The sequence below is a fragment of the Kitasatospora sp. NPDC090308 genome, assembly GCF_044769485.1.
Classification (GTDB): domain Bacteria; phylum Actinomycetota; class Actinomycetes; order Streptomycetales; family Streptomycetaceae; genus Kitasatospora; species Kitasatospora fiedleri.
On the sequence record NZ_JBIVXY010000017.1, the window covers coordinates 52,295 to 74,840 of the forward strand.

Annotated in this window: 16 protein-coding genes; 13 read left to right on the forward strand and 3 right to left on the reverse strand. The window is 73.3% G+C overall.

Features of this window, described 5'->3' with window-relative positions:
• Positions 1-121: 121 nt before the first annotated feature.
• Positions 122-2,410: a RelA/SpoT family protein gene (locus ACIQVD_RS29415; RefSeq protein WP_402292234.1), complete on the forward strand. Its 2,289-nt coding sequence runs from the start codon at positions 122-124 to the stop codon at positions 2,408-2,410.
• A gap of 1 nt (position 2,411) precedes the next feature.
• A complete protein-coding gene (gene hflX / locus ACIQVD_RS29420; RefSeq protein WP_100840403.1) occupies positions 2,412-3,911 on the forward strand; it encodes a GTPase HflX in 1,500 nt (499 codons plus the stop codon).
• Positions 3,912-4,003: 92 nt separating this feature from the next.
• Here the strand turns inward: hflX and ACIQVD_RS29425 are convergent, their stop codons facing one another.
• Both ACIQVD_RS29425 and ACIQVD_RS29430 read right to left on the reverse strand, forming a co-directional pair.
• Complete coding sequence (locus tag ACIQVD_RS29425) at positions 4,004-5,149, reverse strand: trypsin-like serine peptidase (RefSeq protein ID WP_400690356.1); 1,146 nt, start codon at positions 5,147-5,149, stop codon at positions 4,004-4,006.
• Between the two features lie 56 nt (positions 5,150-5,205).
• Positions 5,206-6,336 (reverse strand): trypsin-like serine peptidase, encoded by a 1,131-nt coding sequence (locus tag ACIQVD_RS29430; RefSeq protein WP_402292235.1) that lies wholly within the window; start codon positions 6,334-6,336, stop codon positions 5,206-5,208.
• 273 nt (positions 6,337-6,609) lie between these two features.
• On the opposite strand from ACIQVD_RS29430, the gene ACIQVD_RS29435 reads away from it, so the two are divergent.
• The 5 genes from ACIQVD_RS29435 (at position 6,610) to ACIQVD_RS29455 (ending at position 14,181) form a co-directional block, all read left to right on the forward strand.
• A complete protein-coding gene (locus tag ACIQVD_RS29435) occupies positions 6,610-8,370 on the forward strand; it encodes an IucA/IucC family protein (RefSeq protein WP_402292236.1) in 1,761 nt (586 codons plus the stop codon).
• Positions 8,370-8,924, forward strand: coding sequence for a GNAT family N-acetyltransferase (locus tag ACIQVD_RS29440; protein WP_400690364.1), 555 nt, complete (start codon positions 8,370-8,372; stop codon positions 8,922-8,924). Before ACIQVD_RS29435 ends, ACIQVD_RS29440 begins: the two co-directional genes overlap by 1 nt.
• A gap of 6 nt (positions 8,925-8,930) precedes the next feature.
• Positions 8,931-10,319 carry a lysine N(6)-hydroxylase/L-ornithine N(5)-oxygenase family protein gene (locus tag ACIQVD_RS29445; RefSeq protein WP_402292237.1) on the forward strand — a complete coding sequence of 463 codons (1,389 nt, stop codon included), beginning with the start codon at positions 8,931-8,933 and terminating at the stop codon, positions 10,317-10,319.
• A gap of 61 nt (positions 10,320-10,380) precedes the next feature.
• Positions 10,381-12,078, forward strand: a complete 1,698-nt coding sequence (locus ACIQVD_RS29450; RefSeq protein WP_402292269.1) for an IucA/IucC family protein — start codon at positions 10,381-10,383, stop codon at positions 12,076-12,078.
• Between the two features lie 12 nt (positions 12,079-12,090).
• Positions 12,091-14,181, forward strand: a complete 2,091-nt coding sequence (locus tag ACIQVD_RS29455; RefSeq protein ID WP_402292238.1) for an ATP-dependent DNA helicase — start codon at positions 12,091-12,093, stop codon at positions 14,179-14,181.
• Positions 14,182-14,334: 153 nt separating this feature from the next.
• Here ACIQVD_RS29455 and lexA read toward each other — a convergent pair whose 3' ends face one another.
• On the reverse strand, positions 14,335-15,060 hold the full coding sequence (gene lexA / locus ACIQVD_RS29460; RefSeq protein WP_400690510.1) for a transcriptional repressor LexA: 726 nt from the start codon (positions 15,058-15,060) through the stop codon (positions 14,335-14,337).
• 441 nt (positions 15,061-15,501) lie between these two features.
• Between lexA and nrdR the strand changes: the two genes are divergently transcribed.
• The 6 genes from nrdR (at position 15,502) to ACIQVD_RS29490 (ending at position 22,487) form a co-directional block, all read left to right on the forward strand.
• Positions 15,502-15,978 carry a transcriptional regulator NrdR gene (gene nrdR / locus ACIQVD_RS29465; protein ID WP_282202721.1) on the forward strand — a complete coding sequence of 159 codons (477 nt, stop codon included), beginning with the start codon at positions 15,502-15,504 and terminating at the stop codon, positions 15,976-15,978.
• A 181-nt stretch (positions 15,979-16,159) separates the two neighbouring features.
• Positions 16,160-19,045, forward strand: coding sequence for a vitamin B12-dependent ribonucleotide reductase (locus ACIQVD_RS29470; protein WP_402292239.1), 2,886 nt, complete (start codon positions 16,160-16,162; stop codon positions 19,043-19,045).
• Positions 19,046-19,237: 192 nt separating this feature from the next.
• On the forward strand, positions 19,238-20,059 hold the full coding sequence (locus tag ACIQVD_RS29475) for an SDR family oxidoreductase (protein WP_402292240.1): 822 nt from the start codon (positions 19,238-19,240) through the stop codon (positions 20,057-20,059).
• 63 nt (positions 20,060-20,122) lie between these two features.
• Positions 20,123-20,353, forward strand: a complete 231-nt coding sequence (locus ACIQVD_RS29480; RefSeq protein WP_100840393.1) for an RNA polymerase subunit sigma-70 — start codon at positions 20,123-20,125, stop codon at positions 20,351-20,353.
• A gap of 1 nt (position 20,354) precedes the next feature.
• Complete coding sequence (locus ACIQVD_RS29485) at positions 20,355-20,921, forward strand: Clp protease N-terminal domain-containing protein (protein ID WP_400690378.1); 567 nt, start codon at positions 20,355-20,357, stop codon at positions 20,919-20,921.
• A 183-nt stretch (positions 20,922-21,104) separates the two neighbouring features.
• Positions 21,105-22,487, forward strand: coding sequence for an ABC transporter substrate-binding protein (locus ACIQVD_RS29490; RefSeq protein ID WP_400690381.1), 1,383 nt, complete (start codon positions 21,105-21,107; stop codon positions 22,485-22,487).
• Positions 22,488-22,546 lie beyond the last annotated feature (59 nt).

Consider the following 22,546-nt stretch of genomic DNA (forward strand, 5'->3'; position numbering starts at 1 on the left):
AATCCGCCCGTTCGAGTGATCCGAGTGACAGAGGGGAAGCGGGGGCTCGCGGAACGTGCTCTGCTCGGTAGCATGGACCACCGGGTCGGCCGTCGCTCCGGTGTTGCTGCCGGAGGTGCAGATGACCATCCGCTCCGAGTTGGCGGGTTCGCCGTCCAAGCAGCAGGCGAGCCGGTTCAGCCGCGCGGCACTCGGCCGAGCCGGCCGGGCGGCGCTGCTCGCCACCGGGCGGACGCCCGTCCCCGACGCCATCGAGCCGATCGTCCAGGCCCACCGGGTGCACCACCCGCAGGCCGACGTACCGCTGCTGACCAGGGCGTACCGGGTCGCCGAGGAGAGCCACCGCGGGCAGACCCGCAAGAGCGGCGAGCCCTACATCACCCACCCGCTCGCGGTGACGATGATCCTCGCCCAGCTCGGCGCGGACACCACCGCGCTGGTCGCCTCGCTGCTGCACGACACCGTCGAGGACACCGAGGTGACGCTCGATCAGGTCGCCGAGGACTTCGGGCCCGAGGTGGCGTACCTGGTCGACGGCGTCACCAAGCTGGAGAAGGTCGACTTCGGGGCCGCCGCCGAGCCGGAGACCTTCCGCAAGATGCTGGTCGCCACCGGCGACGACGTCCGGGTGATGGTGATCAAGCTCGCCGACCGGCTGCACAACATGCGCACCATCCGGCACATGAAGCCCGCCAGCCGGGTGCGGATCGCCAAGGTCACCCGGGACGTGCTGATCCCGCTGGCCGAACGGCTCGGCATCCAGGTGGTCAAGGCGGAGCTGGAGGACATCGTCTTCGCCACCCTGCACCCCGAGGAGTACGAGCACACCGGCGCGGTGGCCGAGGGCTGGGCGGACGGCGTGCTCGCCCCGTTCGCCGCCGAGCTCGGCCGCCAGCTCGGCGAGGCCGGCGTCCCCGCCGCGGTCACCGTCCGCCCCCGGCACCTGGTCTCGCTGCACCGGGTGATGATCAAGCGCGGGGCCGGGCCGGACGGCGCCGGACTGCGGCCCGCCGACTTCGGGCGGCTGCTGGTGGTGGTCGAGGAGAACGCCGACTGCTACGCCGTGCTCGGCGAGCTGCACACCTGCTGGACGCCGCTGCCCGGCGAGTTCAAGGACTTCGTCGCCGCCCCCAAGTTCAACCTGTACCAGTCGCTGCACACCGCCGTCGCGCTGCCCGGCGGCGAGGTGGTCGAGGTGCTGGTCCGCACCCGGCGGATGCACGAGGTCGCCGAGACCGGCGTGGTCGCCCTCGGCGACCCGCGCACCGCGCAGCAGGGCGCCGCCGACGACCCCGAGGACCGCACCGACCCGGCCCGCCCCGGCTGGCTGGCCCGGCTGCTCGACTGGCAGCAGGACACCCCCGACCCGGACGCCTTCTGGTCCGCGCTCACCGCCGACCTGCGCGACGACCGCGAGATCACCGCCGTCACCGAGGACGGCGCCACCCTGCACCTGCCCGCCGGGTCCAGCTGCCTGGACGCCGCCTACCTGCTCGGCGAGGAGACCGGCCACCGATGTATCGGCGCGCGGGTCAACGGCCGGCTCGCCGCGCTCTCCACCGAACTGCGCGACGGCGACATGCTCGGCCTGCTGCTCGCCCCCGACGGCGAGGACAGCGGGCCCGACCCGCAGTGGTTGGAGTACGTCCGCACCCCCGGGGCCCGGCTCGCCGTCGAACGCCGGCTGGCCGCCCGTCCGGCCGCCCCCGCCGCCGAGGTGCCCGAGCAGACCGGGGCCCCGGCCGTCCCCGCCGCCGGGGCCCCGGTCGCGCCGCCCGCCGCCGTCGCCCCGGCCGAGGTGCCCGACCTGCCCGGCGCCGCCGTCCGGCTGGCCCGCTGCTGCACGCCCGTCCCGCCCGACGAGGTGACCGGCATCGTGCTGCGCGGCGGGGCCGTCGCGGTGCACCGGGCGGGCTGCCCGACCGGCACCCGGATGCTGCACGGCGGCCGCCGCCCGGTCGTGGTCCGCTGGCTGCCCGGCGGCGCCCCGCAGTGGGGCTACCGGGCCACTCTGCACGCCGAGGCGCTCAACCGCCCCCGGCTGCTCGCCGACCTGACCGCGGCGATCTCCGGCGAGGGCGTCTCCATCTTCTCCGCCGAGGTCGAGCCGCCCCGCCAGCTGCGGGTCCGGCACAGCTACACCCTGGAGCTGCCCGACGCCGCCGCGCTGCCCGCCGTGATGCGCGCGGTGCTCCGGGTCTCCGGCGTGTACGACGTCTACCGGCCCGGCGGTCCCGAGACGGCGGCGGACGGGGCGGCGGGGGACGGGACGGCGGGGGCGGGTGCCGACCCGGACGGGGCGGCTGGTAAAAGGGATGACTCGGGCACGGCGGACGTGCAACCATCGTGGGGAATTCACGGCGGCTCCGCCGTGTTGTCCGAGAGCACGATCCGATCAACCCAAGGATGAAATGACCTCCACGTTCGACAGCCGCACCCGATCGAGCGAGTCCGCCAGCCGGCTCGCCGACCTCAAGGCGGAAGCCCTGATGGACGAGGACCTCGCGGCGATCGACGAGGGCCTCGGCAACTACGACGGAGAGCAGTACGACCGCTCCGAGCGCGCCGCGCTCCGGCGCGTGGCCGGCCTCTCCACCGAACTGCAGGACGTCACCGAAGTCGAGTACCGCCAGCTCCGCCTGGAGCGCGTGGTGCTCGTCGGCGTGTGGACGGACGGCACGCTGGAGGAGGCGGAGAACTCGATGGCCGAGCTCGCCGCCCTCGCCGAGACGGCCGGCTCCGAAGTCCTGGACGGCGTGATCCAGCGCCGCGACAAGCCCGACGCGGCCACCTACATCGGCTCCGGCAAGGCCAAGGAGCTGCGCGACATCGTCGCTTCCACCGGCGCCGACACCGTGGTCTGCGACGGCGAGCTGACGCCCGGCCAGCTGATCCACCTGGAGGACGTGGTCAAGGTCAAGGTGGTCGACCGCACCGCCCTGATCCTGGACATCTTCGCCCAGCACGCCAAGTCCCGGGAGGGCAAGGCGCAGGTCTCGCTCGCCCAGATGCAGTACATGCTGCCGCGGCTGCGCGGCTGGGGCCAGTCGCTGTCCCGGCAGATGGGTGGCGGTGGCTCCGGCTCCTCGGGCGGCGGCATGGCCACCCGCGGTCCCGGTGAGACCAAGATCGAGACCGACCGGCGGCGGATCCGCGAGAAGATGGCGAAGCTCCGCAAGGAGATCGTCGAGATGAAGAAGGGCCGCGACACCAAGCGGCAGGAGCGGCGGCGCAACCACGTCCCCTCGGTGGCCATCGCCGGGTACACCAACGCGGGCAAGTCCTCGCTGCTCAACCGGCTCACCGGCGCCGGCGTCCTGGTGGAGAACGCCCTGTTCGCCACCCTGGACCCGACGGTCCGCCGGGCCGAGACCCCGAGCGGCCGGCTCTACACCCTGGCCGACACCGTCGGCTTCGTCCGGCACCTGCCGCACCACCTGGTCGAGGCGTTCCGCTCCACCATGGAGGAGGTCGCCGACGCCGACCTCATCCTGCACGTGGTGGACGGCTCGCACCCCGAGCCGGAGACCCAGCTCGCCGCCGTCCGCGAGGTGATCGTCTCGGTCGACGCGCAGAACGTGCCGGAGATCGTGGTGATCAACAAGGCCGACGCGGCGGACCCGCTGGTCCTCCAGCGCCTGCTGCGCCGCGAGCCGCACGCCCTGGTGGTGTCGGCCCGCAGCGGTCAGGGCATCGAGGAGCTGCTCGCCCTGATCGACCAGGAACTGCCCCGCCCCGCGGTGGAGGTCAGGGCCCTGGTCCCCTACACCCGCGGCGACCTGGTCTCCCGGGTGCACGCGGAGGGCGAGCTGATCTCCACCGAGCACACCGCGGACGGCACCCTGCTGCACGCCAAGGTGGCGACGGCACTGGCCGCCGAGCTGGAGCGGTACGCGGTCGTCACGGCCTGACCGACCCGGCACCGGCACCGGCCGTCCCGGCGGCGGAGGAACGGGCGGGTGGCGCACCCCGGGGTGCGCCACCCGCCCGTTCGTCGTCGCGGCTACTTCACCAGGAAGGCGTCGAACATCTTCTTGGCGTCCGGGCCGAGGGTCGGCCCGGCCTGCCAGCGGTTGGCGTTGTCGCCGATCGAGACGTTGGAGAACAGCATCGTCCGGCCGCCCTGCTTGGTCAGCCAGCCGCCGCCGGAGGAGCCGCCGGTCATGGTGCAGCCGATGGCCAGCATCGGCGGGCGCGAGCGGTCGAAGACGAACGGGGTCAGCTTGGCGCCGGAGTCGCAGTGCTCCAACTCCTCGCCGTCGTAGGGCTTCCCGGCCGGGTAGCCGTACGCCCTGGGCGCGGTGATGTCCTCCGGCTCGGCGTTGAACAGGATCGGCACCGACCCGCCGACGGTCTCCTCCAGCGAGACGTCCGAGCCGTCCAGCGAGGCCACCCGGATCACCGCGAAGTCGAACTGGTTGGCCGCGGTGCCCACCATGCTGCCCTCCTGGGTCCACTGCGGCATCACCAGCATGCCGGTGGCCAGCCAGCGGCCCAGCGGGGCGACCTGCTCCCAGGTGGCGTCCCGACCCTTGCCGTTGCTGGTGACGCCGGTGCGGTTGTAGCCGGGCGCGAACATCACCTTGGTGAAGTAGCCCTTGCCCTTGCCCCCGTGGGCGCAGTGCGCGGCCGTCCAGACCAGGTTGCTCTTCCCCGGGTTGTTCGGGTCGGAGACCACGGTGCCCGAGCAGACCGCCTGGCCCTCGTCCGTCTCGAAGAAGATCTTGCCGATCACGGCGGTGTCCGCGGCGTACGGGTGCGGCTGGGCCTTGGCCGGTACGGTCGGCGGGAAGACCACGTCCCGGATGCTGGGGGCCTTCTCGTCCGGCGTGATCACGGTGGTCTTCTTGGGGTCTGAGGGCTTCTTGGTGTCCCAGAAGCTCCTGATCGCCTCGATGTCCTCCGGCTTGAAGCCGTTCTTGGAGGCCCACTCCTTCCAGTCGTCGGAGCTCCAGTTCGGCACCCGGGACAGGAAGTTCTGCAGTGCGCCGATGTCGACGGCCTCCTTCGACGCGGAGGAGGACTCGGCGGGCGGCGGCGAGGGGAGCGCCTTCTGGGTGCAGCCGGCGGTGGTGACGGCGAGTACCGTCACCAGGGCGGCCGCGGCCGCGTTCCGGACTCGGCGCGCTGTGCGGTGCTGGTCGGTCATTGGGTGTTCCCCCGGGGTCGGGTCGGGTCGGATCGGGCGGAGGCGACGGGCGGTCGTCACTTCCGGGAGATGTAGTCGAGCGCCTGGCGGGCCACGTCCTCCAGGTAGGGGCCGTTGAGCGCGGTGTGCGCCTGGGTGCCGATCGAGGTGTTGCTGACCAGCCGCTGGCGGCCGTCCGGGCCGTCGGCGAACCAGCCGCCGCCCGACGCGCCGGCCGTCATGGTGCAGCCGATCACCAGCATCGGGGGCCGGGCCGGGTCGAAGCCGCGCGAACCCGGGCGGCCGGAGTCGCAGAGCTCCAACTCCTGCCCGTCGAACGGGGCCAGCGCCGGGTACCCCCAGGCCTGGATCGCGAGCTGCTCGCGCGGGGCGTCGAACCAGACCGGCACGGCGGTGCCGATGACCTCCTCCAGCGAGCGGGTCTCGCCCTCCGGGCCGCGCACCTTGATCACCGCGAAGTCGTACTGGTTGGCGGCGCCCCCGCCCTTGGTGCCCTCGGTGGTCCACAGCGGCGAGGTGATCACCTTGTCGGCCCACCACTGCCCGAGCGGGGCGACCTCGGCCAGCGCCGCCCGGCGGTGGTCGCTGGCCGCGCCGGAGCTGTTGTACGCCGGGACGAACACCAGGTTCCGGTACCAGTCGCCGCCCTTGCCCTCGTGCACGCAGTGCGCGGCCGTCCACACCAGGTTGCTCCTCCCCGGGTGGTTCGGGTCGGCGACCACGGTGGCCGAGCACTGGCCGGTGCCGCCGTTCGGAGCGGTCGTGAAGACCTTCCCGGACGCCGGGTAGCTGGTGTACGGGCGCGGCACCGGCCGGGCGGCCACCGGCGGCGGCGCGGACGGCGCGCCGGTGGTGGCGGACGCGGTGGTGCCGGCGGACGCGGCGGCCGGGGCGTCCACAGAGGGCGACGGCGACGGCGACGGCGTGGCGGGCGGCGGGGCGGCCGGCCCGTCCGCGGCGGGGGCGGGCTGCCGGGGCGGGGCCTGGTCCATCCGGTCGGCGCTCCACAGGCCCGGCACCGCCGGGTTGCGGAAGCCGTGGCGCTGCGCCCAGCCGTCCCACTCGGCGTACCCCCAGCGCTTCAACTCGGCGAAGCTGCGCGGCTCCCCGTCGCCCCCGCGACCGCCGGTCGAGGTGCAGGCGCTCGTCCCGCCCGCCACCACGGCGACCGCGGACAGCAGGGCCACCACTCCCCGTGCCCTCACCATCAACCCCCCAGAACGGACCGACTCCCGGGACAGTCTTCCACCCGGGCCCGGAGCGGCGGGCGCGCGGTGCCCCTCCGTTGACGTCCGGTCATCGAACCGTGATGGTGACGGTCCGTCAGGGTGCCGTCCGCTCACACCTGCGGGTGAGGGATCGCCCGAAACTCACCGGAACGAGTGATCCGTCCTTGTGCCCGGTGGTGGTGGACAGGCAACCCTTACCCGTAGGCAGTCACGCGGCTACAAGGAGCGGATTTGGCCAGCACCCTCACCGGCGTCCCCCCGGCCGCCCGGCCCGCGGCCGGGCACCCCACCCCGGACCCGCTGCTCGACCCCGACCCGGCCGTGGCCGCCGAACACGCCGCCACCGAGAGCCTGTTGCGCTGCTGGGCCCGGGAGACCGCGGCCGAGCGCCCCGACGGCGACCTGCTGCGGATCCCGGTGCTCGGCGGCGCCGCCCAGCTGTCCGCGCCGGTGCGGCACTGGTCGGCCTGCGGCTGGCACCGGTTCGGCCCGGCCACCGTCTCCACCGGCGCCGCCGAGCACCCGGTCGACGCGGTCACCGTCGCCGCCCTGGTGGCCGGTGCCACCGGCCGCCCCGAACCCGGTCAACTCGCCGACCTGACCGCCCGGGTGGCCGACTCCTCGGCCCGCACCGCGGAGATCCTCACCCACCGCCGGGCCGCCCCCGCCGCGCCCGCCGACGCGTTCCTGCGCGCCGAGCAGTCGCTGCTGCTCGGCCACCCGCTGCACCCCACCCCGAAGAGCCGCGACGGCCTCGGCCCCGCCCAGTCCGCCGCCTACTCCCCGGAGCTGCACGGCTCGTTCCGGCTGTACTGGTGGGCCGTGCACCGCTCGCTGCTGGCCGGCGACAGCGCCACCGGCACCCCCGCCGAGCAGCTCACCGCCGACCTGTACGGCCGCCCGCTGCCCGCGGGGACGGCCGCCCTGCCGCTGCACCCCTGGCAGGCCCGCGAGCTGGCGCTGCGCCCGGCCGTCGCCGACCTGCTGGAGCAGGGCCTGCTGACCGACCTCGGGCAGCACGGCGAGCCCTGGCACCCCACCAGCTCGGTGCGCACCGTCTGCCGCCCCGGCACCCCGTGGATGCTCAAGCTGTCGCTGGGCCTGCGGATCACCAACTCCCGCCGGGAGAACCTCCGCAAGGAGCTGCACCGGGGCACCGAGGTGCACCGCCTGCTGGAGTCCGGCCTGGCCGCCCAGTGGCGGGCCGCCCACCCCGGCTTCGACATCGTCCGCGACCCGGCCTGGATCGGCGTCGACCACCCCGCGCTCGGCGACCCCAACGGCCTGGACACCGTGCTGCGCCGGCTGCCGTTCGGGCCCGCCGACCGGGCGCTGTGCGTGGCCGGGCTGGTCGCCGAGCAGCCCCTGGACCGGCTCGGCTCGCACCTGGCCGACGTGCTGGCCGAGTTGGCCGTCCGCACCGGCCGCCCGGTGCCGACCGTCGCCACCGAGTGGTTCCTGCGCTACCTGGACACCGTCGTGCTGCCGATCCTCTGGCTGGACGGGCGGGCCGGTATCGCCCTGGAGGCCCACCAGCAGAACAGCCTGGTCCTGCTGGACGCCCAGGGCTGGCCCGCCGGCGGCCGCTACCGCGACAACCAGGGCTACTACTTCCGCGCCTCGCACGCCGACCGGCTGCGCGCCCGGCTGCCCGGACTCGGCGCGCACAGCGACACCTTCGTGCCCGACGCGGTCGCCGACGAGCGCTTCGCCTACTACCTCGGCATCAACCACGTGCTCGGCCTGATCGGCGCCTTCGGCTCCCAGGGCCTCGCCGACGAGCAACTGCTGCTGGCCGCGCTGCGCCGCTTCCTGTCCGGCCCCGCCGCCACCGCCACCGGCTCCGCGCTCCCCGCCCACCTGCTGGACGCCCCCACCCTGCGCTGCAAGGCCAACCTGCTCACCCGGCTGCACGGCCTGGACGAACTGGTCGGCCCGGTCGAGACCCAGTCGGTGTACGTCGAGATCGACAACCCGGTGGCCCGGGCGTGATGCCCGAGACCGGCACGATACCCACCGCGGTCGGCGAACTCGTCCTGCGCACCGTGCGGCCGGCCACCGACCTGGACCTGCTCACCGGCTGGATGAACGACCCGGACACCGACCGCTGGTGGGCCCTGGCCGGCCCGCCGCGGACCACCGCGGAGCACCTCGCCGCCCAGCTCGACGGCGACGGCCGCAGCCGCCCCGCGCTGGCCCTGCTCGACACCGTGCCCACCGGCTACTTCGAGCTGTACCGGGCCGACCTCGACCCGCTGGCCGCGCACTACCCCGCCCGCCCGCACGACCTGGGCGTGCACCTGCTGCTGGCCCCCGCCGCCCGCGGCCGGGGCCTGGCCGCCCCGCTCCTCGACGCGATCGCCACCCGGCTGCTGGAGCGCGAACCGCGCTGCACCCGGGTGCTCGCCGAACCCGACGTCCGCAACACGCCCTCCGTCCGGGCGTTCGCGCGCGCCGGGTTCGACCGCGTCGCCGACCTCGACCTGCCCGACAAGCGCGCCGCCCTGATGGTCCGCCGGCGCGCCGACACCACCGCCGATACCTAGGACGACATGACTCCCCATGACGACACGGCGGGCCAGCAGCCCGAGCCGTACGACCTGATCGGCGTCGGCATCGGCCCGTTCAACCTCTCGCTGGCCGCGCTCGCCGACCGGGCCGAGACCGTCGGCGCGCTGTTCCTCGACGCCCGGCCCGAGTTCCGCTGGCACCCCGGCATGCTCGTCGACGGCGCCCGGATGCAGGTGCCGTTCCTGGCCGACCTGGTCACCCTGGTCGACCCCACCAACCCCTGGTCGTTCCTCAACTACCTGCGCGACCAGCAGCGGCTGTTCCCGTTCTACTTCAGCGAGCGCTTCCAGCTGCCCCGCCGCGAGTACGACCACTACTGCCGCTGGGCCGCCGAACGGCTCCCCAACTGCCGCTTCGGGCAGCCCGTCACCGCCGTGCACTGGGACGCCGCCGACCAGCTCTACCTGGTGCACGCCGCGGGCGCCGTGCACCGGGCCCGCAACCTGGTCCTCGGCATCGGCACCGAACCCGCCCGCCCCGAGGCCTTCGCCCCGCTGCGCCGGCACCCCGCCGTCCTGCACTCCGCCGACTACCTGGAACGCCGCCGCTCCCTCGACGCGGCGCGGGACGTCACGGTGGTCGGATCGGGCCAGTCCGGCGCCGAGGTCTTCCTCGACCTGCTCCGGCACCGGGCCGGCGACGGCACCCGGCTGCGCTGGCTCACCCGCACCCGGGCACTGGCCCCGATGGAGTACTCCAAGCTCGGCCTGGAGCAGTTCACCCCCGACTACACCCGCTACTTCCACGGCCTGCCCGCCGACGTCCGGGACGCCCTCGTCCCCGCCCAGTGGCAGCTGCACAAGGCCGCCAGCGCCGAGACGCTCGCCGAGATCCACGACCACCTGTACGAGCGCACCGTCGGCCGCCCGATCGACGCCGAACCGGTCGAGATCCTGCCCGGCACCGCCGTCACCGAAGCCGCCCAGGGCCCCTGCGGCGGGCTCGAACTGCACTGCCGGCACGGCGACTCCGGCCGCCGCCACCTGGTCCGCACCGACGCCGTGGTGCTGGCCACCGGCTACCGGGCGGTGCGCCCCGCCGCCCTCGACCCGATCGCCGAGCTGATCGACTGGGACGGGCAGGGCCGCTACCGGGTCGACCTCGACCACCGGGTCGCCACCCGGCCGGAACTCACCGGCGGTCTGTACGTCCAGAACGCGGAGCTGCACACTCACGGAGTCGGCACCCCGGACCTCGGGCTCGGCGCCCACCGCGCCGCCGTGATCCTCAACGCCGTCGCGGGCAAGACGCTCCACCCGCTGCCCCACCGCACCGCCTGGACCACGTTCCTCCCGGCATCCGCCCCGCCGCCGTCGGCGACACTCCCACGACCCCAGGAAGGGACCGAGCGTGCAGCAGCCAGCCGCTGACTCCGTACTCCACCTGCCACCCCAGCTCACCACCGGGCACTGGCAGGCCGCCGGACGGGACATGCTCGCCAAACTGCTCGGCGAATTCGCCTACGAGGAACTGCTCCACCCGCGGCCCGACGGCGACGGCCGCCACCTGGTGCGGCTCCCGGACGCCGACTACCGGTTCGCCGCCCGCCGGGGCGCGTACGGGAGCTGGCGGGTCGATCCGGCGTCGATCGAGGGCGGCGACGACCCGCTGCGCTTCCTCCAGCAGGCCCGGCACGTCCTCGGGATGAGCGGCGACACCACCGGCCACCTGGTCCGCGAACTCACCGCCACCCTGATCGCCGACGCCCACCTGCGGGCCACCGCGCTGAGCGCCGCCGAACTCGCCGACCTCGACCACGTCGCCCTGGAGGGCCGGCAGACCGGCCACCCGTGGATCGTCGCCAACAAGGGCCGGATCGGCTTCTCCGCCACCGACGCGGCCGGCTGGACCCCGGAGGCCCGGCTGCCCCGCACCCTGCCCTGGCTCGCCGTGCACAAGAGCCTGGCCGAGTTCCGCGGCGACCCGGCCATCTACCGCACCGAACTCGACCCCGCCTTCCGCACCCAACTGGGCGAGCGCGCCGACGAGTTCTGGCTGCTCCCGGTGCACCCCTGGCAGTGGGACGAGACCGTGGTCGGCCTGTTCGCGCCGTGGATCGCCGACGGCCGGATCGTCCCGCTGCCCAGCGACGGCGACCTGCGGCTGCCCCAGCAGTCCATCCGCTCCTTCTTCAACCTCAGCCGCCCCGACCGCTGCACCGTCAAACTGCCGCTCGCCATCCTCAACACCCTGGTCTGGCGCGGCCTGCCCACCGAACGCGCCCTCGCCGCGCCCGCCGTCACCGCCTGGATCCACCGCCTGCGCGACCAGGACCCGTACCTGCGCGACGAGTGCCGGGTGGTGCTGCTCGGCGAGATCGCCTCGGTCACCGTCGAGCACCCGCTGTACCGGGACCTGCCCGACGCGCCCTACCAGTACAAGGAACTGCTCGGCGCGATCTGGCGCGAACCGCTCGGCCGCCACCTGGAGCCGGGCGAGCGGGCCCGCACGCTGGCCGCGCTGCTGCAGACCGGCTCGGACGGGCGGGCGCTGACCGCCGAACTCATCGCCCGCTCCGGCCTGGCGCCCCGGGAGTGGGTGAGCCGGCTGTTCGCCGCGATGCTGCCGCCGCTGCTGCACTTCCTGTACCGCTACGGGCTGGTCTTCTCCCCGCACGGCGAGAACGCCATCGTGGTCTTCGACCGGGACGACGTCCCGGTCCGGCTCGCGGTCAAGGACTTCGTCGACGACGTCAACCTCAGCGACCGGCCGCTGCCCGAACTCGCCGACCTGCCCGTCGACATCGCCGGGGTGCTCAACCGGGAGGACCCGGACTACCTCTGCCAGTTCCTGCACTCCGGCCTGTTCATCGGCGTCTACCGCTACCTCGCCCCGCTGCTGGAGGAGCAACTCGACCTGCCGGAGCCGGAGTTCTGGGAGCTGCTGCGCGCGGAGATCCTGGGCTGCCAGCGGCGCTTCCCCGAACTCGCGGACCGCCACCGGCTGTTCGACCTGTTCAAGCCCCGGATCGACCGGCTCTGCCTGAACCGCAACCGCCTCCTGCTCGACGGCTACCGGGACCGCCCCGACCGCCCGCACGCCGCCGTCCACGGCCAGGTCGACAACCCGCTGCACAGCACCGCGCAGCTCCCCGTCCAGCGGGTCAGGATTGTCAGTCCCGCCCCGTAGGCTGGGGGCGACATGACGAACGACACCATCGAACCCCTGCCCGGCGGCCCGGAGACGGCCGAACCCGCCGCGCCGGTCCCCGCCTCCCGCCTGCCCGAGCTGCTGCACGCCGCCGTCGCCGCCGTCGGCGGCGTGGAGCGGCCCGGGCAGGTCCGGATGGCCGAAGCCGTCTCCGCCGCCGTCGACGAGGGCGAGCACCTGCTCGTCCAGGCCGGCACCGGCACCGGCAAGTCCCTCGCCTACCTGGTGCCCGCCCTCGCCCACGGCGACCGGGTGGTGGTCGCCACCGCGACGCTGGCCCTCCAGCGCCAGCTCGTCGAACGCGACCTGCCGCGCACCGTCGAGGCACTGCACCCGGTGCTGCGCCGCCGCCCGCTGTTCGCCATGCTCAAGGGCCGCTCCAACTACCTGTGCCTGCACCGCGCCAACGAGGGCACCCCGAGCGACGAGGGCGAGGGCCTGTTTGACCCGGTCGACGCGCTCGGCGGCCCCACCGGCAAGCTCGGCCAGGACGTGCTCCGGCTGCGCGAGTGGGCCGAGGAGACCGAGACCGGCGACCGCGACGACCTCACCCCCGGCGTCTCCGACCGGGCCTGGGCCCAGCTCGCCGTGACCTCCAAGGAGTGCCTGGGCGCCTCCCGCTGCGCCTACGGCGAGGAGTGCTTCGCCGAGCTGGCCCGCGAGCGCGCCAAACTGGCCGACGTGGTGGTCACCAACCACGCCATGCTCGCGATCGACGCGATCGAGGGCGCCCCCGTGCTGCCCGAGCACGGCCTGCTGATCATCGACGAGGCCCACGAGCTGGTGAACCGGGTCACCGGCGCGGCCACCGCCGAACTCACCGTCGGCGCGGTCAACCGGGCCGTCAAGCGCGCCGCGAAGCTCGCCAACGAGAAGGCGGTGGACGCGCTCCAGGCCGCCGCCGAGAACTTCCACGGCCTGATGGAGACCGCCCAGCCCGGCCAGGTCGACGAACTCCCCGAGTACCTCGGCTACGCGGTGGCCGGCATCCGGGACGCCTGCCGCCAGGTCATCACCTCGCTCGGCGAGACCCGCGACAAGGGCCTCACCGACGAGGACGCCGTCCGCAAGCAGGCGATGGCCTCCGCCGAGACGCTGCACGAGACCGCGGACCGACTGCTCACCGGCTCCGAGTACGACGTCGTCTGGATCGAGCGCTCCGACCGCTACGGCCTAGGCACCGCCTCGCTGCGGGTCGCCCCGCTCTCCGTCTCCGGCCTGCTGCGGGAGAACCTGTACCGGGACCGCTCGGTCGTCCTCACCTCCGCCACCCTCAAGCTCGGCGGCGACTTCAACGGCGTCGCCGCCTCGCTCGGCCTGCCCGGCGAGACCAGGCTCCCCGACCACCGCACCCCCGACGGCCCCGCCGCCGAGACCGGGGAGGACGCCCCGCCGTACTGGCGCGGCCTGGACGTGGGCTCCCCGTTCACCTACCCCAAGCAGGGCATCCTCTACGTCGCCAAGCACCTCCCGCCGCCCGGCCGGGAGCCCGACCGGCCGGAGATGCTGGACGAGCTCGCCGAGCTGATCGGCGCGGCCGGCGGCCGCACCCTGGGCCTGTTCTCCTCGATGCGGGCCGCCCAGACCGCCGCCGAGAAGCTCCGCGAACGGCTGGACGTGCCGATCCTGCTCCAGGGCGAGGACACCCTGGGCGAGCTGATCCGGGCCTTCGCCTCCGACGCCGGGACCTGCCTGTTCGGCACCCTCTCGCTCTGGCAGGGCGTCGACGTGCCCGGCTCCGCCTGCCAGCTCGTCGTGATGGACCGCATCCCCTTCCCGCGGCCCGACGACCCGCTGATGAGCGCCCGGCAGAAGGACGTCGAGGCGCGCGGCGGCAACGGCTTCATGGCCGTCGCCGCCACCCACGCCGCGCTGCTGATGGCCCAGGGCGCCGGCCGGCTGGTCCGGGCCGCCGACGACAAGGGCATCGTCGCCGTCCTCGACCCGCGGCTGGCCACCGCCCGCTACGGCGGCTTCTTCCGCTCCTCCATGCCGGACTTCTGGTACACCACCGACCGCAACCAGGTCCGCCGCTCGCTCGCCGCGATCGACGCCTCGGCCCCGCCGGTCAGGCCGCGCTAGCCGCTGACCGGCCGGTCGCCGGTCCGCCGTGCGCCGTGCGCCGTGCGCACCGAAACGACCGCCACGTGCGAGGGCCGGCCCGAACAGTTCGGGCCGGCCCTCGCACGTGGCGGTCGTTCGCCGGTGGTGCCGCGCGCTCGTCGTGCCGTGCGCTCAGAGGCGGCGCAGCACCGCCACCACCTTGCCGAGGATGGTCGCGTTGTCGCCCGGGATCGGCTCGTACGCCGCGTTGTGCGGCATCAGCCAGATCTTCCCGTCCTCGCGCTTGAGCCGCTTGACCGTCGCCTCGCCGTCGATCATCGCGGCCACGATGTCCCCGTTCTCGGCGACCGGCTGCTTGCGGACCGTCACCCAGTCGCCGTCGCAGATCGCGGCGTCGATCATCGAGTCGCCCTTGACCGTCAGCGCGAACAGCTCGCCCTCGCCGACCAGTTGGCGGGGCAGCGGGAAGACGTCCTCGACGGTCTGCTCGGCCAGGATCGGGCCGCCGGCCGCGATCCGGCCGACCAGCGGCACGTAGGAGGTGGACGGCCGGCCGGAGGTCTCGGCCGCGGCCGGGCGGGCCACCTCGACGCCGCGGACCTCGTAGGCGCGCGGGCGGTGCGGGTCGCGCCGCAGGAAGCCCTTGCGCTCCAGCGCCATCAGCTGGTGCGCGACGGAGGAGGTGGAGGACAGGCCGACGGCCTGGCCGATCTCGCGCATGGACGGCGGGTAGCCGCGCCGCTGAACGGAGTCCCGGATCACCTCGATGACCCGGCGCTGGCGCTCGGTCAGCCCGGCCTCGTCGGTGCGGATGCCGGGCGGGCGGCCGGGGAGGGAGCGGGCGACGGGGACGGACGCACCGAGCGGGGGTTCCTCGATCGACTGACTGCGGCTCATGGTCTGGTCCATGCTCTCCTGGTCAGCGGTGCGCGCGGGACGCTCCTGCACCGGGATGGCGGTCTTGGCTTCGGCGGTGTGCATGACGCTGGTGGCGCTGGGGGTGGACATCGCGGCGACCCTCTCGTCGGGCTGGTGCTCCATCTGCCCAGCTCAACTGGCCCCTCTATCGAAAGGTTGCGCCAAACACACGTTCGAGTGAACTTATTCGAGGTTGGCTGACTTGATCAAGCCTCCGGGTGTAAGTCGATTGCTTGTTCGACTCGAACAGTCTATGGCGCGGCCCCGGAGGCTGTCTCCGGAACCGCCCGTTCACTCGGCGTGGTGAAGTGTCCCGCACTACATCTAGTGGTCTAGTCTCTGGTTGGGCACAGGTGTTGTGTCTAGCGGGTAGAGTAATGACTGTTGTATGCCGTTGGACGGGTAGGGAGGGAGTTCCAGGTGCACTGCCCCTTCTGCCGGCATCAGGACAGCCGAGTCGTGGACAGCCGGGCCAGCGACGACGGGAGTTCCATCCGTCGCCGCCGCCAGTGCCCCGACTGCGGTCGGCGGTTCACCACCGTCGAGACCGCCACCCTGATGGTGATCAAGCGCAGCGGCGTCACCGAGCCCTTCTCCCGCGAGAAGGTGATCTCCGGCGTCCGCAAGGCATGCCAGGGCCGCCCGGTCACCGAGGACGCGCTGGCTCAGCTCGGCCAGCGGGTCGAGGAGTGCGTGCGGGCCAGCGGCAGCGCCGAGCTCTCCACCCACGACGTGGGCCTGGCCATACTCGGTCCGCTGAAGGACCTGGACGTGGTGGCGTACCTCCGGTTCGCCTCGGTCTACCGCGCGTTCGACAACCTCGAGGACTTCGAGGCGGCGATCGCGGAGCTGCGGGCCGAGCGGCCGGCCGCCCCCGAACCGGTGCCCGTCCCCTAGGACGGCCGCCGGCGCCTTCGCGCGCCCTTTTCCGCGCATGCAGCGCAGTACCCGTAGTACCCCGCAGTACCCGTGTGCCGTGGTGGGGTTCCGCCCTGCCCGCGTGCGGACGGAACGAACCAGTCGTGCCCGGACTTTTCCGGGCACTTCGGGCGTTTGCCCAGGAGGAGGAGCAGGAGCAGTGACAGACACCACGAGCGGGTCCGCACGAGGGTCGAAGTCGGACAAGGCCGCCAAGGGAGCCAAGGCCCCCAAGGCCGGGCTGCGGCTGGAGCGCATCTACACCACCCCTGGGGTCCACCCGTACGACGCGGTCACCTGGGAGCGCCGCGACGTGGTGATGACCAACTGGCGCGACGGGTCGATCAACTTCGAGCAGCGCGGCGTCGAGTTCCCCGACTTCTGGTCGGTCAACGCGGTCAACATCGTCACCAGCAAGTACTTCCGCGGCGCGGTCGGCACCCCGCAGCGCGAGTGGAGCCTCAAGCAGATCATCGACCGGGTGGTGCTGACCTACCGCGCCGCTGGCGAGAAGCACGGCTACTTCGCCTCCCCGGACGACGCCGAGGTCTTCGAGCACGAGCTGACCCACGCCCTCCTCCACCAGGTGTTCAGCTTCAACTCGCCGGTCTGGTTCAACGTCGGCACCCAGCAGCCGCAGCAGGTCTCGGCCTGCTTCATCCTGTCCGTCGACGACTCCATGGAGTCGATCCTCGACTGGTACAAGGAAGAGGGCATGATCTTCAAGGGCGGCTCCGGCGCCGGCCTGAACCTGTCCCGGATCCGCTCCTCCAAGGAACTGCTCTCCTCCGGCGGCAACGCCTCCGGCCCGGTCTCCTTCATGCGCGGCGCCGACGCCTCGGCCGGCACCATCAAGTCCGGCGGCGCGACCCGCCGGGCCGCCAAGATGGTCGTGCTGGACGTCGACCACCCGGACGTCGAGGCCTTCATCGAGACCAAGGTGAAGGAGGAGGAGAAGATCCGCGCGCTGCGCGACGCCGGGTTCGACATGGACCTGGGCGGCGACGACATCACCTCCGTCCAGTACCAGAACGCCAACAACTCGGTCCGGGTGAACGACGAGTTCATGACCGCGGTGGAGAACGGCACCACCTTCAGCCTGCGCGGCCGCAAGACCGGCGAGGTCATCGAGACCGTCGACGCCAAGGGCCTGTTCCGCAAGATGGCCGAGGCCGCGTGGGCCTGCGCCGACCCGGGCATCCAGTACGACTCGGTGATCAACCACTGGCACACCTGCCCCGAGTCCGGCCGGATCAACGCCTCCAACCCGTGCTCCGAGTACATGCACCTGGACAACTCCAGCTGCAACCTGGCCTCGCTGAACCTGATGAAGTTCCTCCGCGACGACGACTCGTTCGACGCGGTCAACTTCGCCAAGGTGGTCGAGCTGGTCATCACCGCGATGGACATCTCCATCTGCTTCGCCGACTTCCCGACCGAGAAGATCGGCGAGACCACCCGCGCCTACCGCCAGCTCGGCATCGGCTACGCCAACCTCGGCGCCCTGCTGATGGCCACCGGCCACGCCTACGACTCGGCCGGCGGCCGCGCCCTGGCCGGCGCGGTCACCTCGCTGATGACCGGCACCGCCTACCGCCGCTCCGCCGAACTGGCCGCCGTGGTCGGCCCGTACGACGGCTACGCCCGCAACGCCGCCCCGCACCGCCGGGTCATGAAGCAGCACGCGGACGCCTCGGCCGCCGTTGCCCCGCTGGACGACCTGGACACCCCGGTCTGGTCGGTCGCCAACGAGACCTGGGCCGACGTGCTCCGGCTCGGCGAGCGCAACGGGTTCCGCAACGCGCAGGCCTCGGTGCTCGCCCCGACCGGCACCATCGGCCTGATGATGGACTGCGACACCACCGGCGTCGAACCCGACCTGGCCCTGGTCAAGTTCAAGAAGCTGGTCGGCGGCGGCTCGATGCAGATCGTCAACGGCACCGTCCCGCGCGCCCTCAAGCGCCTGGGCTACCAGGACGAGCAGGTCGAGGCGGTCGTCGCGCACATCGCCGAGCACGGCAACGTCATCGACGCGCCCGGCCTGAAGCCCGCCCACTACGAGGTGTTCGACTGCGCGATGGGCGAGCGGTCGATCTCCCCGATGGGCCACGTCCGGATGATGGCCGCGATCCAGCCGTGGATCTCCGGCGCCATCTCCAAGACGGTCAACATGCCGGAGAACGCCACCGTCGAGGACGTCGAGGAGATCTACTTCGAGGCGTGGAAGCTCGGCGTCAAGGCGCTGGCGATCTACCGCGACAACTGCAAGGTCGGCCAGCCGCTCTCGGCCAAGACCAAGGCCCCGGCCGCGGTTCCGGCCCCCGCCCAGGCCGCCGCCCCGGCCCCCGCCGTCCAGAAGGTCGTCGAGTACCGGCCGACCCGCAAGCGCCTGCCCAAGGGCCGCCCCGGCATCACCACCTCCTTCACGGTCGGCGGCGCCGAGGGCTACATGACCGCCAACTCCTACCCGGACGACGGCCTCGGCGAGGTCTTCCTCAAGATGTCCAAGCAGGGCTCGACCCTCGCGGGCATGATGGACGCCTTCTCCATCGCCGTCTCGGTCGGCCTCCAGTACGGCGTCCCGCTGGAGACGTACGTCGCCAAGTTCACCAACATGCGCTTCGAGCCGGCCGGCCTGACCGACGACCCGGACGTGCGGATGGCGCAGTCCATCGTGGACTACATCTTCCGCCGGCTGGCCCTCGACTTCCTGCCCTTCGAGACCCGCTCCGCGCTGGGCATCCACTCCGTCGAGGAGCGCACCCGGCACCTGGAGACCGGCTCCTACGAGCCGGCCGAGGACGACGTCGACATCGAGTCGCTGGCCCAGTCCGCCCCGCTCGCCCCCGAGAAGCCGCACGTCGCGCTCCCGCTGGTCGAGCAGCCCAAGGCCGCCCCGGCCGCGCACAACTCGACCGAGCTCGCCGAGATCCGGCTCGGCCTGAACGCCGACGCCCCGCTCTGCTTCTCCTGCGGCACCAAGATGCGCCGCGCGGGCAGCTGCTACCTCTGCGAGGGCTGCGGCTCCACCAGCGGCTGCAGCTGACCGTCCGGGGCCCCGCCCCGACCCGTTTCGGCCGCCGTCCCCCCGAAGCCTCCGGGCTCCGGGGGGACTCGGCGTTTCCGGACGGCGCCGGCCCCGGCGGGTGCCGCGTTCCCCCGGGTGCGTGGGCCGGGCTGCCGGAGGCGGTGGTCGCGGGCAGGCTGGGGGCAGTGGCTGAGCTGAGGGGTGAGCGCGATGCGGCCGATACTCGTGACGGGCGGGACGGGGACCCTGGGGCGCGCGGTGGTGCGCCGGCTGCTGTCGCGGGGCTGCCCGGTGCGGGTGCTCAGCCGGCAGGCGCACACGCCGGGGGAGCACGGCTGGGCGGTGGGCGACCTGGTGACCGGCCGGGGGCTGGAGCCGGCACTGGCCGGCGTCGGGACGGTGGTGCACTGCGCGACCACCAACGGCGGGCGGGACGTCGCGGCCACCCGCCGCCTGGTGGAGGCGGCCCGCGCCGCCGGGGTGTCGCACCTGCTGTACGTGTCGATCGTCGGGGTGGACCGGGTGCCGCTCGGCCACTACCGGACGAAGGCGGAGTGCGAGCGGCTGGTCGCGGAGTCCGGCCTGGGCTGGACGGTGCTGCGGGCCACCCGGTTCCACGACCTGCTGCTGCGGCTGCTGGAGGGACTGTCGAAGGCCCCGGTGCTGCTGCTGCCGCGCGGGGTGGCGTTCCAGCCGGTGGACGTGCGGGACGTCGCGGAGCGGCTGGCGCAGCTCGCGGAGGCCGGTCCGGCCGGGCGGGCGGACGACTTCGGCGGGCCCGAGGCGCGTCCGGTGGAGGCGTGGGCGGCGGAGTTCCTGCGGGCCCGGGGGCGGCGGCGGCCGGTGCTGCGGGTGCCGGTGCCGGGCGGGACGGTGCGGGCGCTGCGGGCGGGCGGGAACCTGGTGCCGGGGCGTCCGGCGGGCCGGCCGGCGGATGGTGCGGTGGGTCAGGCTGCGGGCCGTGCAGCGGTGGGTGGGGAGGCTGGCCGGATCACCTTCGCGGAGTTCCTGGCGGAGCGGTACCCGGCCTGATCCGGCCGCGCCGCGTGTCAATCGGGGTTGACGCACCCCCCGGTGTCAACCTATGTTGACGTCATGAGCGAGACGACACGGCTCGCGGCCGACGCGAGCAGCAGTGACCCGGCGGCCGGCCTGCGCGCCGTCCGGGCCCTGCGGGACCTGGCCGACCGGCTGGAGGACCTCCAGGTCGGCAACGCCCGCAGCCGGGGCTGGTCCTGGCACGAGATCGCGGTCTGCCTGGGCGTCACCCGGCAGGCCGTCCACAAGAAGCACGCCCGACGGGCGGCCGGACAGGGAGGGGACTGACATGTTCGAACGGTTCGCGGCGGAGGCCCGCCGGGCGGTGGAACTGGCCGCCCAGGAGGCCCGCCGGATGCACCACGACCACCTGGGCACCGAGCACCTGCTGCTCGGCCTGCTCGCCCAGCCGCAGGACCCGGCCGCCCGGGTGCTCGGCGGCTTCGGCCTCGACCTGGAGGGCGGGCGGCGCGCGGTGCTCCGCGCCCTGGGCGGCTCCGGCCCGGAGCGGGACGCCGCCGCGCTGGCCGCGATCGGCATCGACCTGGCGGCGGTCCGCGAGGCCGTCGAGTCTGACTTCGGGGCGGGCGCGCTGGACGCCCCGCCGCCGGCCCGCCGCCCCCGCCGGGGCGGCCCCCGGTTCACCGACCGGGGGCGGCAGGTGATGGCGCTGGCGCTGCGCGCCGCCACCGGGCAGCGCGCCCGCCGGATCGAGACCGGCCACCTGCTGCTCGGCCTGCTGCGGGAGGGCGGCGGGGTGGCCGTCCGGGTGCTCCGCGAGCAGGGCGTCGACCTGGCCGATCTGGAGCGCGGGACGGAAGCCGCGCTGGTGAGCGGCGCGCGGGCGGCCTCTTAACACGGTGCGGTTACAACTGGGGCGCTGCCCGATGAAGGTCGAACGCACTCCTTGGCGTGGAAGTACCGGTGGGTTAACGTCTTTGAGCCAGCGACCGCTGGGTACAGATCCACATCTCCGGTACAGCGCAGTGTTGTTCTGTCTGACGGCTGGCATGTCCATGCCCTGGCAAGGAGGACCGCATTGACCACCCCCGTGACCACTGGACGCCGTCGGCTGCTCGCCGTACCGGCCGTCCTGGCACTGGCCCTGACCGCCGCCTGCTCGAACAGCTCCTCCGACGGCGGTGGCGGCGGAGGAGGGGGTGGCTCCGCCTCCGCGCTGGCGGGTGACTGCGCCAAGTACCAGGCGTACGCGGGCCACTCCGGCACCAAGGTGTCGATGTACGCCTCGATCCTCTCGCCGGAGTCGGACTCGCTGGAGAAGTCCTGGGCCGAGTTCAGCACCTGTACCGGCATCAAGATCGTCTACGAGGGCTCCAACGACTTCGAGTCGCAGCTCCCGGTCCGGGTGGCCGGCGGCAACGCCCCCGACCTGGCGATCATCCCGCAGCCCGGCCTGCTCGCCCAGATGGTCAAGAGCGGCAAGGTGGTCAAGCCGCCGCAGCAGACCGTCGAGAACGAGAACAAGTGGTCGCCGGTCTGGAAGCAGTACGGCTCGGTCAACGGCACCTTCTACGCGGCGCCGATGAGCGCCAACATGAAGTCGCTGGTCTGGTACTCGCCCAAGGCGTTCAAGGCCGCCGGGTACGAGGTCCCGAAGACCTGGGCCGACCTGATCGCGCTCAGCGACAAGATCGCCCGGGCCGGCGGCGAGACCAAGCCCTGGTGCGGCGGCATCGGCTCCGGCACCGCCACCGGCTGGCCGGCCACCGACTGGCTGGAGGAGATCGTCCTCGGCTCGTACGGCGGCGACGTCTACGACCAGTGGATCAGCCACCAGGTGAAGTTCTCCGACGAGAAGATCACCACCGCGATGCAGACCGTCGCCGGCTGGATGCAGAACCCGGCCTGGATCAACGGCGGCTTCGGTGACGTCAAGACGATCGCCACCACCACCTTCCAGGACGCCGGCACCCCGATCCTCAGCAACAAGTGCGCGATGCTCCAGCAGGCGTCCTTCTACAGCGCGCAGTGGCCCAAGGGCACCAAGGTCGGGCCGGACGGCGACGTCTTCGCCTTCCCGCTGCCCGCGGTGAACCCGCAGGTCACCAGCCCGGTCGAGGGCGGCGGCGAGTTCCTGGCCGCGTTCTCCGACCGGCCCGAGGTGCAGGCCGTGCAGAACTACCTGTCCACCTCCGAGTGGGCCAGCAGCCGGGTCAAGGTCTCCCCGGGCTGGGTCTCCGCCAACCAGGGCGTGGACAAGAGCCTGTACACCGACCCGATCGACCAGCTCTCCGCCGCGTCGCTCACCGACCCCGCGGCCACCTTCCGGTTCGACGCCTCCGACCTGATGCCCGCCGCCGTCGGCGCGGGCGCCGAGTGGAAGGCGCTGACCGCCTGGTTCGCCGAGGGCCAGTCCATCCAGAAGACGGCGGGCGACATCGACGCGGCCTGGCCGCAGTAACCGGACGCCAACGGGCAGCGCGGGCCGGCCCGCGCTGCCCTTCCCGTGCCCCGAGGAAG

Coding starts and splice junctions, on each gene's coding strand:
- ACIQVD_RS29415 (WP_402292234.1), top strand. CDS start 122: ATGACCATCCGCTCCGAGTTGGCGGGTTCGCCGTCCAAGCAGCAGGCG.
- hflX (WP_100840403.1), top strand. CDS start 2,412: ATGACCTCCACGTTCGACAGCCGCACCCGATCGAGCGAGTCCGCCAGC.
- ACIQVD_RS29425 (WP_400690356.1), bottom strand. CDS start 5,149: ATGACCGACCAGCACCGCACAGCGCGCCGAGTCCGGAACGCGGCCGCG.
- ACIQVD_RS29440 (WP_400690364.1), top strand. CDS start 8,370: ATGCCCGAGACCGGCACGATACCCACCGCGGTCGGCGAACTCGTCCTG.
- ACIQVD_RS29445 (WP_402292237.1), top strand. CDS start 8,931: ATGACTCCCCATGACGACACGGCGGGCCAGCAGCCCGAGCCGTACGAC.
- ACIQVD_RS29450 (WP_402292269.1), top strand. CDS start 10,381: ATGCTCGCCAAACTGCTCGGCGAATTCGCCTACGAGGAACTGCTCCAC.
- ACIQVD_RS29455 (WP_402292238.1), top strand. CDS start 12,091: ATGACGAACGACACCATCGAACCCCTGCCCGGCGGCCCGGAGACGGCC.
- lexA (WP_400690510.1), bottom strand. CDS start 15,060: ATGAGCCGCAGTCAGTCGATCGAGGAACCCCCGCTCGGTGCGTCCGTC.
- ACIQVD_RS29475 (WP_402292240.1), top strand. CDS start 19,238: ATGCGGCCGATACTCGTGACGGGCGGGACGGGGACCCTGGGGCGCGCG.
- ACIQVD_RS29480 (WP_100840393.1), top strand. CDS start 20,123: ATGAGCGAGACGACACGGCTCGCGGCCGACGCGAGCAGCAGTGACCCG.
- ACIQVD_RS29485 (WP_400690378.1), top strand. CDS start 20,355: ATGTTCGAACGGTTCGCGGCGGAGGCCCGCCGGGCGGTGGAACTGGCC.